Origin of the sequence: Qipengyuania sp. GPGPB31, assembly GCF_038396345.1 — a bacterium.
Lineage (GTDB): Bacteria > Pseudomonadota > Alphaproteobacteria > Sphingomonadales > Sphingomonadaceae > Qipengyuania > Qipengyuania citrea.
In genome coordinates this window covers 2,810,001-2,823,024 of sequence record NZ_CP149572.1, presented here as the reverse complement: position 1 = coordinate 2,823,024, position 13,024 = coordinate 2,810,001, and the positions used below count along the sequence as shown (strand labels likewise).

General features: G+C 57.1%; 8 protein-coding genes, 1 tRNA gene and 2 rRNA genes (1 of these 11 running past the window's edge). 5 read left to right on the top strand and 6 right to left on the bottom strand.

From position 1 onward, the window contains the following. Positions 1–692: 692 nt before the first annotated feature. The 3 genes from WKH79_RS14180 to WKH79_RS14170 all read left to right on the top strand — a co-directional run bounded on the left by WKH79_RS14180 (position 693) and on the right by WKH79_RS14170 (position 2,988). A complete protein-coding gene (locus tag WKH79_RS14180) occupies positions 693–965 on the top strand; it encodes a UvrB/UvrC motif-containing protein (protein ID WP_230834160.1) in 273 nt (90 codons plus the stop codon). Then, a complete protein-coding gene (locus WKH79_RS14175; RefSeq protein ID WP_341859236.1) occupies positions 962–1,216 on the top strand; it encodes a DUF3253 domain-containing protein in 255 nt (84 codons plus the stop codon). The genes WKH79_RS14180 and WKH79_RS14175 overlap by 4 nt, the downstream gene beginning before the upstream one ends. A gap of 605 nt (positions 1,217–1,821) precedes the next feature. After that, a complete protein-coding gene (locus tag WKH79_RS14170) occupies positions 1,822–2,988 on the top strand; it encodes a site-specific integrase (RefSeq protein ID WP_341859235.1) in 1,167 nt (388 codons plus the stop codon). Between the two features lie 568 nt (positions 2,989–3,556). On the opposite strand, the gene WKH79_RS14165 is transcribed toward WKH79_RS14170, so the two are convergent. Beyond that, positions 3,557–3,727, bottom strand: coding sequence for a hypothetical protein (locus tag WKH79_RS14165; RefSeq protein WP_341859234.1), 171 nt, complete (start codon positions 3,725–3,727; stop codon positions 3,557–3,559). Between the two features lie 198 nt (positions 3,728–3,925). Between WKH79_RS14165 and WKH79_RS14160 the strand changes: the two genes are divergently transcribed. Both WKH79_RS14160 and WKH79_RS14155 read left to right on the top strand, forming a co-directional pair. Beyond that, a complete protein-coding gene (locus tag WKH79_RS14160) occupies positions 3,926–5,374 on the top strand; it encodes a S41 family peptidase (protein WP_341859233.1) in 1,449 nt (482 codons plus the stop codon). A gap of 219 nt (positions 5,375–5,593) precedes the next feature. After that, positions 5,594–7,336, top strand: coding sequence for a hypothetical protein (locus tag WKH79_RS14155; RefSeq protein ID WP_341859232.1), 1,743 nt, complete (start codon positions 5,594–5,596; stop codon positions 7,334–7,336). Positions 7,337–7,401: 65 nt separating this feature from the next. On the opposite strand, the gene WKH79_RS14150 is transcribed toward WKH79_RS14155, so the two are convergent. The 5 genes from WKH79_RS14150 to WKH79_RS14130 form a co-directional block, all read right to left on the bottom strand. Next, complete coding sequence (locus tag WKH79_RS14150) at positions 7,402–8,532, bottom strand: hypothetical protein (RefSeq protein ID WP_341859231.1); 1,131 nt, start codon at positions 8,530–8,532, stop codon at positions 7,402–7,404. 502 nt (positions 8,533–9,034) lie between these two features. Continuing rightward, the gene (locus WKH79_RS14145; RefSeq protein ID WP_341860133.1) at positions 9,035–9,820 is read right to left on the bottom strand and encodes an alpha/beta hydrolase; all 786 of its coding nucleotides are present in this window, start codon (positions 9,818–9,820) and stop codon (positions 9,035–9,037) included. 571 nt (positions 9,821–10,391) lie between these two features. Beyond that, positions 10,392–10,468: transfer RNA gene (locus WKH79_RS14140), tRNA-Met, on the bottom strand. 110 nt (positions 10,469–10,578) lie between these two features. After that, positions 10,579–10,693 (bottom strand): 5S ribosomal RNA (gene rrf, locus WKH79_RS14135). A 165-nt stretch (positions 10,694–10,858) separates the two neighbouring features. Next, a 23S ribosomal RNA gene (locus WKH79_RS14130) occupies positions 10,859–13,024 on the bottom strand; it runs 626 nt beyond the window's last position.

Below are 13,024 nucleotides of genomic sequence, written 5' to 3'. Positions count from 1 at the left end.
TCGATCCGATAATTTCGCAGAAACCCCGGAATACCGCGGTCTTCGAGCGTTACGGATGCGTAGAGTTCACGGTTACTGGAGGTACATTACCACCGCAGCCATACGGGTTCTGGCGAATCCTTCCGTTCTACACCGTGAGATTCGTGCGTGATTCTCGGAATCGCCCCGCGGCAAGGCTGTTTGCCGAACCGACCGTGATTCGAGCAGCGCGAACCGCGGCGAACGATAATGCCATTTATGTGAAGCTGCGCCCGCGGGCTGTCTACTGACCGACCGCCTGAGGTGAGGCGGTATTTGTGCTAGTCCGAACGGGAAGGTATTCTGCGGCCTGCCGATCGGGCCTACCGCATTTATCACGCCTATTTGGACACTCATTGGCGCCGCTCCCCTCTGGCGGCAGCGGCGCAGACTGGGCTTCAGCATGGCGCACGTACGCGAGCTGCCCGCGCTGTCCAGTCGCAAGGACAAGCCGTACGAGCCTATCGGTCAACTCGTGGAGCGACATACTGTCGGGGTAGAACGCAACATCACCGGCCTGACCGCGCTTCGCGATGACTTGGCAGATGCTGGGGTCACGCAAGGCTGCCTGGATCGGCGGGTACCCGATAGTGGAAAGCATGGCCCGCCCAGAGATTGGGTAGAGGCGGAGGGGCGCAATGGCACCAAAAGTCCTACCCATACGTTGGTTGATGATGAACAAGACTATCGAGGATCTCCAGCGCGATATGGAAGCTGCGGCGCACGCTCTCGATTTCGAGGAAGCGCGGCGAATTCGCGATCGCATCAACCTGATGCGAGGCGGCGCCAACGCTACAGAGGCTGCCGAAGCCGACACCTCGGGACTGGTTCGCCAGCGCTCGGGCGCCATGGGGCTTGGGTCGAGCCGGCAGCGCCCGGTTACTCCGCCAGACTGGAAGGCGCCGCCCAAGCCCGACCCCATGACATCCGGCCGGAAACGCAAGTGACGCCTGACCGCGCGCGTACGGCGGTGCTGACGCTGCTTTCCCAACGCAACCTCGGAGCGACGGTATGCCCCAGCGAAGTCGCACGCGAGATCGCTTCAGGGGACAAAAGAGCTTGGCGTTTGGCGATGCCACTTGTCCATGATGCCGCCGACCAACTTTTGGATCAGGGACTCATCAGGTTGAGCTGGAAAGGCAGGAAGCTGTCGGCACGGGCCGGACCCTACCGGATTGGCCGCGCTAACGAGTACTGACAGGTTAGTCGAAGAAGCCCCGATCGCCCGAATGAGGCAGCAATGTAGATACAGAAGAGCGGCACTCCGGCTTGGCGATATCCGTATGAGCGGACGCCAAGATCTTTGCTTGCCATGCGCCTACAGGACCAAACGCGAAGAGTCCCGCTGAGAGCAGCAGGGTAATTTACTCTCCGGTTTCGGATGTGGCGATCGAAGCGGCGCGCACGATCACGCTTTCTTTAGGGCTAGTCGATGGGGTGTATCTCTATTTCAGCGTTTCCATCCGGCACGCCTGGCTCTTCCCGACCCACGGTGCGCATGCGCGCAGTTCCGGGTCTGCGGGCATGCTGCGGCGGAGCGTCGCTATTGGAGAGTTATTTCTAGAGATGGTTGCGGGGGTTGGATTTGAACCAACGACCTTCAGGTTATGAGGGCTCTGTTCCGATACTACCCCAGAGCACGCCCATCTACCTTTGTAGACTTATTTTCAACGTGTTAGATTGACTGTTGGAGCGCCTCGCGGCTGTGTGGCTACGCACGGTTTCGCTAGGCTTCGCTCCCTCCTGCTTCCTATTTGCTTACGGATCGAGCCACGTAGCGGCCGCTGGTAACAGGAGGCGAATTTGCCAAAGCTGACGAAGAGACAGATCGAGGCGCTCGAGATCAAGGACAAGGACTATTTCGTCTGGGATAGCGAGCTGTCCGGTTTCGGCATTCGCGTGTTCCCAACCAGCCGCAAGCAATTCGTCCTTCAGTACCGTTTCGGCAAAACCTCGCGAAGGATGAGCCTTGGCCGATTTGGCGCAATCACACCTGACCAGGCGCGTGGTCTTGCCCTTAAGGCTCTCGTCCAGATTCGGCAGGACGTCGACCCGCAGGTGCAGAAGCGAGAAAAGAGGACAGCGCTCACGGTCCGCGATTTGGCGCAGCGGTTCGACGAGGAGCATATCGAGGTTCACCTCAAGCCCAGCACCGCCAAGGAATATCGCCGGAACCTGAAGCTCTTCATCCTCCCCGCCATTGGGCATCTGCGCATCATCGACGTGACCCGCGCCGATATCGCCAAATATCATCACGACTGGCGGGATCGCCCCTACCAGGCGAACCGCAACATTGAGATCATCTCGAAGATGTTCAATCTTGCCGAGCTTTGGGGTCTGCGGCCCGACGGGACCAATCCGCGTAGACACATCAAGAAGTATCCGGAAAAGAAGCGTGAGCGGTATTTCTCCGCTGCGGAGCTACAGGCGATCGGTCGGGTGCTCGGTGAGATGGAAGAGGAGCGGGTGGAGTTGCCGAGCGCGATCGCAGCAGTTCGCCTGCTTCTCTTCACTGGCTGTCGGCTTGGCGAGATAATGACCCTTCGTTGGGAATATGTCGATCTGCAGGGCCGGCGTCTGCGCCTCCCAGATAGCAAGACCGGCGCTAAGGAAGTGCATCTTGGTACGGTAGCAGTCTCGGTGCTCATGAGCATTGAACGTACGATGGGTAATCCATGGGTCATCGTCGGTCGAAACGAGGGGGCACACCTGACCGATCTCCAGCCGTTCTGGCAGCGGGTGCGCGGTAGAGCCGGGTTAAAGAACGCCCGCATTCATGACCTCAGGCATACGTTTGCATCAGTGGCGGTCAGCAACGGTCAGAGCCTGCCGATGATCGGAAAGCTCCTGGGCCATACGCAAGTTCAGACGACTGCACGTTACGCGCATCTCGCGAGCCAGCCAGTAATGCAGGCTGCCAACGACGTATCATCGCTCATCGCCAAACAGCTGCTCGGCGGCGCTACTTGACCCGGTGGTCTCGTTCGCGAAATAGGGCCGATTTGCATTACCTTTGCAGTTCCACTTAATGTTCATCGTAGCACTCGGATGAACGCTGTGCCTATCGTCATCGTTGCGATGGGCGGAGCGTGGAAATCCCTCAGACAGACCGGTTGGTTACGGCCGGGTGGCATACGCGCATATCCAGCCGGTTCGCCGGCAATGGCAGCTTTGCGCCCTCTAATCGGTCATTCCGACCAAAACGGTGAATGCCCAAAAGCAGTCGTTCGCTCAGGAACGCCGTAGCGGCGGCTTTCCGCCTCTCAGCGCCCAGAACCAGCCGTTCAGCAACCGGCCCAAGATTTGCCGACTAAACATGATGGTGCCGATGGCAGGCTTCAAGCGCGGCAGATGCACGCATCCATGACCGACATTGGGGTGGTTATCTGCCAATATAACGGCGATTCAAATGTCCGCTAGCGGGTCGTTACCTGCCCGTCCGTTTCTGGCGAGAAGCATCCGGTAGCTGTCGGTCGGCTTTCGGGCATCGGGCTGGTCTGGGGGATCGACCGATAGTGGGGTGGTTAGCGGACCTTACTCAGTCCGCAATTTTTCCCTGCTGCCGCTTCTGGCGAACCTTTCTCTTAACTCGACGCTTCTCGAGAAGTTTAAGCGCGTCTTCATCGCCCTCGGCAAACATCGCGTCGATCTCAGCGGCGGATTTGTCGCCAAATACCTTTTTGTAGGTTTGGTGCTTACTACGGCTCATAAACAGCCATGTATTGTGCAGTGCCGATGTCCGCAATCGGGTCGGAAGCAGAATGACCGCTTTCCGATAAAACGAGCTGAAAGCAGACTGACCGCTAGCGGCCCAAAAGTTGACCTCTACCTGCCATCATGAACGTTGATCGAACGTCGTGGACATTTCGCATTGCCGGTCTTGTCCGGGCGCCGGGCAAGCGGCAGCATGGTATGGATGCTCCGCCTGTCCAAGTTTGTCGCCCCCCTCCTTTTGGCCCCGCTTGCTGCATGCGCAACGGCCTCCACACCTGACGAGGCCCCGCCGCCGTGGCGCATTACTGGCCCTTTGCAGGCGATCACTACAGCTGACGGCACCACAGATCCGGCAATTCGCGGTGTTTGGAAAAGCCGTGGTTATGGACGGTTGCTTCGCATCGACGAAGCAGGGGTCACTCAGTTTGAGATCGGAGAGGCCTGTTATCGTCCGGCATCCTCGGGCGAGGCTCTGAGCGCGATGGACTCGGTTTCCTACCGCTATTTTCGCGCGCTACCTGAGAGCAAGACCGCGATCTTCCAACTGTTGCGAGGCGATACCAATGTTGTGTTCGATAGGCTCGGCGCGCTTCCTGAGGAGTGCACTGAAACCCCGGCGACTAATCCGCGAGCGGTGGCCGACGCCTTCCTCGACGCGTTCGAGCGCCACTACGCATTCTTCGACCGTCGACCACCGAACCATGCGATGCGCGCCGAACGAGTGAATTCGGCAATCCGGCCCGACATGAGCGACGCCCAACTGTGGGATGCGCTGGCCGGATACATGGATGGACTGTCGGACAGCCACACCAAGCTAATCGGCGAAGTCGGTGGTGAACGTCGCCGGGTGCAAGACGGCCAGGGCACGACCTTGCCTCGTATGCGAGCAGCAGAAGGCGGTGAGACTGCATGGCTAATCGGACTGATCGACACCACGATGAAAGAGCTTGGTGAAACCGGCCATCACACCGGCAACGACCGGATAATGTGGGGCGTGATTGACGGGCGGGTTGGCTACCTGCAGGTTTTTCAGATGGGCGGGTTCACGGCTCGAGAGGACTTCGGCAGCGAAGCCTGGGCAACAGCGGAAATGACCGAGTTTGATCGCATCATGGATGAAGCCTTCGCTGCCTTTGCCGAAGCTGGTGTCGAAGGGGTGATCGTTGACCTGTCGAACAACCGCGGTGGCTGGGACAAGATCGCAAAGGCGATCCCAGCGCGTTTCACGGACGAAGCCTATATTGGCTTCACAACCGTGACCCGTGGGTCCGGCCTTCCTCCCTTTCCGCACGTAATAGAGCCTGCGCCGGGGCCGCGCTTTACCGGCCCAGTCCATTTGCTCACCAGTGATGTCACGGTGAGCGGGGGAGAGCTTGCCACACTGGCTCTGCGACAGAACCCGCGGGTGGTGCATGCCGGGGCCACAACCCGCGGTGCGTTCTCCACTCCGTTGGCCAAGCGACTGCCCAACGGCTGGTTGCTTGAGCTTTCGAACGAGGTCTTCGCCGCGCCCGACGGCAGCGTTTATGAGGAGACCGGGATCAAGCCGTCGACAGCGCTAGAGGTTTATCCTGAAGGCGCTCCGGTCGAGGGACATTGGCGTGCAGTAGAAGCTTTGACCGAGATGATCGCTTCCTACTGACTACATGGTCAAATTACCCAAGCCACGGCCATGACCGCTTTGCGCCTTTTGTGATCCAGAAACAGACAGTCCGCAGAAGTTGACGGCCGAGACGACGTCCCAAAAGCCGACGCTTCGTGGAGGCTTCGCTGGCTGATTTGCGTTGGAGTGAAAATTGCTATTTGATAACCTTCTTTAGGAATCGAAAGCCCGTCTTCGGGAGATTGCCTTGGGGGGAACATGAGAGAAGCCGAAGAGCCAAGTCGTCCTTACGTCTTTGATGGTGAAAAGTGTTCGACACTTGTTGAGCTCGTCACAGCAATGGCTCCGAAACCTGCGAAGGCCCAAGAGCACTTGCTCGGTGGCTACATCGGGAAATGGATTGAGCACACACTTGGCGACATCGACGCGAAGATCGATCATGATCGCCTTCTTGGCCAAGATCTTGACCCACAGCAAAAGCTCTACACGTTTCTGGCAGCTCATTGGAAGGATGGAGCACCGCCTTTTATGGGCGTCGCGATCAGCTGGGAGCAGCTTGAACAGATTGCGCTCGATCAATTGCCAGAAGGCTTACCCAAGCGCCAATTTGTCTGCGACATCCATCGTTTAGGGATCCTCCCACTAGCCGCCAAAGCGTCAGGCGATGAGCGATTGCTTGAGGTCGATGAACGCTGGCAGCGGGAATTCCAGGATTACTGCGTCGCCCACGCTGAAGTGCTTTCATACGAGGAAATCTGGAACAACCGCGGTGGCGCTCTCGAGCTATGTCTGGCGGACCCGCACTCCGAAGCCTTTTACATCGCTCATTTTATGAATGGTCAGCGCGATGCGTCGGCCGCCCGTAAAATCGCTAGCAGCACCAAGGTGCAAATTTTCGATGCGCTTTTCGATCCGGAGTTGGCCGCCCGATGCCGGTTCGACCGAGAAGCGGAAAGCACGCGCGAGTTGCTGTCTCGAAGTTGGTTTGCCGCGCTGCTGAAAAGGCACCCGGAACCCAGCCTGGGTATTGATCTCGCATTAGGCACCGCCTCTATGATCGCGGCAGGAGAGGTGGGCGCGATTGAGAGGAGTATAGAAACGAACAAGGCAGAAATAGAGGCCGCAGGGAAAGACTGGCCGTTGCCCCGGCTTTCGCAAAAAGGCCATGCCATTCTTTACGGCGGGGCCATGGCGCTGGCCTCAATTATGGGTATCTGGGCACCAAATGGCTGGACATTAGGCGAACAGTTTACCGATGGAACGATGCTCGCACTCGTCGTCATGTCGGCATATTTTGCTACGTTGTATGCGGCTATGGCAACGGAACGTCGAACAGGCGTCATGCTTTCGATCGCGATCCTAGCGCTCATGTTGGGAACGATCCCGATTAGCTTTTTTGCCAGTGGTTGGTGGGTTCAGGACGCACCTTTCTTTGGACTGATTTTCGCTGCACTCGGCTTTGCGCGCCACCCGCTTATTGCAGCGAAACAAAAAGAAGCTCTCGGAAGAAAAGAACGCGACCTAGCCATAAGGCTGACCGGATCGCCCGAGCGTGAAGAGGACCCCGATGTCGTAATAGGGTATCTGGATTTCTACGCGGAAGGTGTTCCCAGAGACCAGATTGTAGCGCACAGTCGCCGCCAGCGTGTCGCAGAAAACGCTAGCGCTGTGTCCATGTCCGGCACTGGGAAACGACCAGAAAGGTCAGCTCCGGCAGCATATCAATCAGAGGGTTTTTCCTACGGTGTCGCTGGCTTGAATGTTTCTTCTGATGGAGCGATCACGAGCGAGCTCGTCGATGGCGTATCGGTCGATACAAAAGGCAGGGTGAACACGCGCATCGTGGACGGTGTAACCCTCCACAGCGACGGCAAGACGACGACCCGGGTAACGGACGGGGTCGATGTGCGGTCGGACGGTCAGGTTTCCGTCGAGATGTTCGGAATGCGACACTCCTGGGGTGGTAAGAAGGATGAGAAAAAGAAGGATAGCTGGTTCTAACCCAGCCCCGCAACGAGTTGGCCGGAGAGTAATGCCGCCGTCGCAGCAGCTTGTCTCTCAGCCGATCAGAGCGCGTCAGCTTCTTGTCGGGTGTATGGCAGATGACGGATTGAATAGCAGTCCCGCTTGCGTTGTTCTGGAACGCTCTGCGTGCAGCGTGCGATAAAGTCGCTTCGCCGCTCGGATATTCGCTGACACTCGCTATATCCAAATTGGTCAACGCAGCCGCCTGCAGAGCTCCCATTCAAACTCATAGCCTCGTCGACCTTGTCGCCATCGCTATAGTTCGACATTTGCCACCGCTCGTCGATAATCCAGGCATACCGGTCCAGAACGGCTTCGGGGGCATTGTCCGCTGACCAAGGGTTTGTCAGTTTCGCCTTCGCGAAGGGATTGTCAACATATAGACGAAGCGGGGCGTTGGAGGGTTGTGCCTCCGAAGTAATCTTCCCGATCTCACTGCCATCTCGCGAAAGAACTCGAACACGATAGGCCTTAGCCCTTACAACGCGCTGTTGATCGCTGCGGACTTGCTCCCATCCGGCCTCAATAGGGGTGAACGCCACTTCGAGATCTACAGACCGACTGTTTCGCGAGTTTGATAAAATTTCAGCTTCTTCGGGCGACATCGGGAGAAAGCTCATCTCCCCGGTCCCCTCGAGCGCCAATGCGAAATCAAGTCCTTCCGACCCGCTTTCGCTTGCACTGAAGCTAACCATTGTCCTGTCGAACAGACCGTGAATCGGGAATCCTTCGCGATCAAAGTCATAGTCTTCGAGCCTGCCATTAAGCTCGACCAAGTAGGTTTTGGCTGCAACGGCTTCGTCCACCAAATCAGTAAACTCGTCGAAGTTTTCTTCAAGAAAGCGACGTCGAGCGAATTCGTTGTCGAACCTCATCCCGAGCGGCTTGGTCATCATTCGAGCAAGGGAAGCGGGTTCGCCCGACATCCGATGATACAGGTAGGTTAGATTTGTCGCGTTGAGCTCGAGTTGCCCCGACCGTTCCGGACCAGAAACGTAAAGATCATTCTTGGACCGACTGGTGTCAGTCTGCGCATTTTCCGCATCTTCAACTGCCAGTGCTGCTTCTGGTGCCGCGTCGCCAGCCTCGCTGTCGGCATTAGAAGAACACCCCGCCAACGCTACCGCTGCCGAAACCAAAAAAGCGCATCGACCTGAACTCATGAAACGCATCGCTTCCCCCTTCGCGGAGCAACAAAATGGCAGAATCGGTCGGAGTCAATGATGTATGGTGGCGGGCATCTTCAATCGGCAGGCAATCCGCATCAGGGAAAGCCGCAAATGCGCTGTGCGATGGCGAGTTCAGGTCAAACAATTAGTAACGAGGAAATCGGGGTTGGGCAGAGCTCGATTCAATACGCAGGCTTATTGGGTGTATAAGAACTGTAACACCCCAACGGTTCTCGGCAGTATCCTACCAGTGAATAGGGCGCTCGGCAGCATTGGCATGCGAAGCGGTGGCTGAGCGCAAACCGGCTTCTAGCACTACGCTGCCGACAGCTATCGACTTTGACACTGCTGAATTGGCTTTGCTGATCTCAGAGGGAGTTCGGAATGTCCAAATCCGTTATATGCGAAACGAAAGGCGACAGTCCGCTTCCGGCCCAACAAAGGACCTTGTGATGGGACTAGCCCCGGCAGAGACCCCTGATCTGCGAACCGCCCAGTTGCAGTATTATTTCGATTCCGAGATGCTCGTTGCATCCAGAATGACGCGGACGGTCTCCTCTGGCTGATCCCACATCGGGAAGTGTCCGCTACGCCCGAACCAGTGCAGCGTCGCTTCAGGGAAGGCTTCGATCGCGCGATCCGCCTGCTGCGGTAGACATAGCCGATCCTTGCGTCCCCAGCCGATGACAACGGGCGCAGTCGTGTTCGCAGGACCCTGCTGCATTGCGCCGTTGGCGAGATCCTTCACAAGCGAATTGACGGTGCGGGTATTAGCCAATGACTTCAGTTCACGCGCAACGAACACCGGATCGAGCGCCCACGGCCTTGCAGAGAGCTGGGCCATGAGCGCGGTCCGGCCTGCGACATTTCCGGTGATGGCAGAAAGCGCCGGTCGCAGCGCGCGAACCAGAGCAACCGATGGCGTTATGGTGGCTTTGAAGAAGGTGCGCTCCCACCCCTGCCAGAAGCCGCCCGGATCCAGTGCGACCACCGTGCCCGCTTGGCCGCGCCGCGCCATCTCGAGCACCAGGCGAGCACCCAGCGAGCTGCCAACCATATCAATACCTGTGAGATTCTCCGCGCCGAGCCAGTCGTCCAGACTGCGCGCTAGTCCGTCGAACGTGCCGCTGCCGGCCTCTTCGGGTGTCTGCCCATGGCCGGGCAGGTCCACGGCGATTACCTCCCTGACTTGAGAAAGCGCAGGCGAGATCGTGTCCCACGAGCCGCAGGTCGCCCCCAGTCCGTGGACAAGGAGAAGGGGTTTTCCGCGCCCCGTTCGCGTGTAGTGCATGGTCATGTAATGATAACGTCTCACACCGACTTATAGGCCCGTGGATGTCTGTATTTCCGGAGGTGAAACCAAGAGCAGCCAGTCCGCAACCGGCCCCAATCCCGACATTATGCTCCGGTCGATAACGGCAGTGGTAAGGTGTTTTTGAAGGGCTCTATGCGTATCGCTGGGTATGCCTACCCCCCTCGACTTTTCGACCACGCACGTTTTTTTGCCCCCCGCCGGTGTCCGATCGAAAAGCTCCAAGGTTTTCACCTCCCCCCTTTCCCGTCATGTATTTCCCTTCAAACGCTGACTAAGAGAGCGGGCCCACATGCTGTCCGCATGCGGGTCCTTTAGGTTGCTATATCTAAATTAGCTTCGCGCTAAGAAAGGCCTGTGCCGCTCCGCGTGTTCGATGGCTCACGCGTCCCAGGCCTTTCTAATCCGCTGTCGTAGTAACAAGCTTTTACCGATGATCTTTGGTGAAGCCGGGGGTAAGAGCCTGCTTCCTATATGCTTACAGAGCCACACGCAAAAAGCCCCGCTGGAAGCAGCGAGGCAACTTATCGTTATGATTTCAAGGGTGAGATGGTTGCGGGGGTTGGATTTGAACCAACGACCTTCAGGTTATGAGCCTGACGAGCTACCGGACTGCTCCACCCCGCGGTACCTTCTTTTACGCCTCAAGCAGAGACGAAAAAGCCGCCGCGCGGTTTGCACCGGCAGCGGCTTTTTGAAATCGTGAATGGGTTTGTTCCGCGTCCGTCCGCTATAATGCCTGGCGGCGACCTACTCTCCCAGTGCTTGAGCACTAGTACCATCGGCGCAGTCCGGTTTCACGTCCGAGTTCGAGATGGGATCGGGTGGGTCACAGACGCTATAGCCACCAAGCAATAAAGCGGGCGGACGGGCCGCCCGCAGGTTTTACCCTGCGGGGACCGTATCGGATTTTAAATCGATGCTGTTGAGCTTTTGAGGGCTTATCCGGCTGAAGTTTCCTCTACCACCGTTGAGCCGCCTGTCTTGCGACAGGGCTGTCATTGATGGTGCAGATCCTACAAGCGCGAAAAGAACTATTAGGACCGGTTAGCTACACGCATTACTGCGCTTCCACACCCGGCCTATCAACGTCATGGTCTATGACGGTTCGAAGATTGCTTATCTCAAGGGAGGCTTCCCGCTTAGATGCTTTCAGCGGTTATCCCGTCCATACATAGCTACCCTGCGGCACCCTTGGCAGGATGACAGGTACACCAGAGGTATGTTCACCCCGGTCCTCTCGTACTAGGGGCAACTCCTTTCAACAATCGACGCCCACGGCAGATAGGGACCAAACTGTCTCGCGACGTTCTGAACCCAGCTCACGTACCACTTTAATTGGCGAACAGCCAAACCCTTGGGACCTGCTCCAGCCCCAGGATGTGATGAGCCGACATCGAGGTGCCAAACGATTCCGTCGATATGAGCTCTTGGGAATCATCAGCCTGTTATCCCCGGCGTACCTTTTATCCGTTGAGCGATGGCCCTTCCACGAGGGACCACCGGATCACTATGACCGACTTTCGTCTCTGCTCGACCTGTCGGTCTCGCAGTCAGGCATGCTTATGCCATTGCACTCTTGCAGACGGTTTCCAACCGTCCTGAGCATACCATCGCGCGCCTCCGTTACTCTTTAGGAGGCGACCGCCCCAGTCAAACTACCCGCCACAGAGGGTCCCAACACCGGATAACGGTGCGTGGTTAGACATCAGAAAATCACAGGGTGGTATTTCACAGGTTGGCTCCACACCAGCTGGCGCCGATGTTTCAAAGCCTCCCACCTATTCTACACAGTAATTTCCTAATGCCACTCTGAAGCTGCAGTAAAGGTGCACGGGGTCTTTCCGTCTAACCGCGGGTACTCCGCATCTTCACGGAGAATTCAATTTCGCTGAGCATATCCTGGAGACAGTGGGGAAGTCGTTACGCCATTCGTGCAGGTCGGAACTTACCCGACAAGGAATTTCGCTACCTTAGGACCGTTATAGTTACGGCCGCCGTTTACTCGGGCTTCAATTCGGAGCTTGCACTCCTCCTCTTAACCTTCGAGCACCGGGCAGGCGTCACACCCTATACGTCGTCTTGAAGCCGACTTAGCAGAGTGCTGTGTTTTTGCTAAACAGTCGCTACCCCCTGGCCTGTGCCCCCCACAAAGACTTGCGTCGATATGGGGCCTCCTTCTTCCGAAGGTACGGAGGCAATTTGCCGAGTTCCTTCAGGATACTTCTCTCAAGCGCCTTGGTATACTCTACCTGACCACCTGTGTCGGTTTCGGGTACGGTCTATAGTGAAGAGGCTATTTCCTGGAACCGCTTGGCTGCCCTCTCAATCCAATAAGAGAAAACAACTTCCACGATCCGTCACACATCTTCAGGCCCACGAATATTTACGTGGTTCCCATCGACTACCCCCTTCGGGCTCGTCTTAGGGGCCGGCTAACCCTGCGCCGATTAGCGTTGCGCAGGAACCCTTGGTCTTTCGGCGACAGGGCATCTCACCCTGTTTGTCGCTACTCATGTCAGCATTCGCACTTCCGATACGTCCAGCGTCGGTTACCCTTCGCCTTCACTCGCTTACGGAACGCTCCGCTACCGCTCAGAATAAATTCTGAACCCTAAGCTTCGGTGCATATCTTTAGCCCCGTTACATCTTCGCCGCAGGAACCCTTGTTTAGACCAGTGAGCTGTTACGCTTTCTTTAAAGGATGGCTGCTTCTAAGCCAACCTCCTGGTTGTTTTGGGATTCCCACATGCTTTCCCACTTAGATATGACTTGGGGACCTTAGCTGTAGGTTAGGGCTGTTTCCCTTTTGACGACGGACCTTAGCACCCGCCGTCTGTCTGCCGGATAAGACTCGATGGTATTCGGAGTTTGGTTAGGTTTGGTACCGCTCGCGCAGCCCTAGCCCATCCAGTGCTCTACCCCCATCGGCATACATCCGACGCTCTACCTCAATAGATTTCGCGGAGAACCAGCTATTTCCCGGCTTGATTGGCCTTTCACCCCTAAACACAGCTCATCCGAGAATTTTTCAACATTCACCGGTTCGGTCCTCCAGTGCATGTTACTGCACCTTCAACCTGGCCATGCCTAGATCGCCGGGGTTCGGGTCTAATCCATCATACTCAGTCGCCCTATTCAGACTCGCTTTCGCTGCGCCTACACCTAACGGCTTAAGCTTGC

What these genes read in the sequence shown, in the direction of transcription:
- WKH79_RS14180 (WP_230834160.1), top strand. Translation starts at nt 693, where the DNA reads ATGAACAAGACTATCGAGGATCTCCAGCGCGATATGGAAGCTGCGGCG.
- WKH79_RS14165 (WP_341859234.1), bottom strand. Translation starts at nt 3,727, where the DNA reads ATGAGCCGTAGTAAGCACCAAACCTACAAAAAGGTATTTGGCGACAAA.
- WKH79_RS14160 (WP_341859233.1), top strand. Translation starts at nt 3,926, where the DNA reads ATGGTATGGATGCTCCGCCTGTCCAAGTTTGTCGCCCCCCTCCTTTTG.
- WKH79_RS14155 (WP_341859232.1), top strand. Translation starts at nt 5,594, where the DNA reads ATGAGAGAAGCCGAAGAGCCAAGTCGTCCTTACGTCTTTGATGGTGAA.
- WKH79_RS14150 (WP_341859231.1), bottom strand. Translation starts at nt 8,532, where the DNA reads ATGCGTTTCATGAGTTCAGGTCGATGCGCTTTTTTGGTTTCGGCAGCG.
- WKH79_RS14145 (WP_341860133.1), bottom strand. Translation starts at nt 9,820, where the DNA reads ATGCACTACACGCGAACGGGGCGCGGAAAACCCCTTCTCCTTGTCCAC.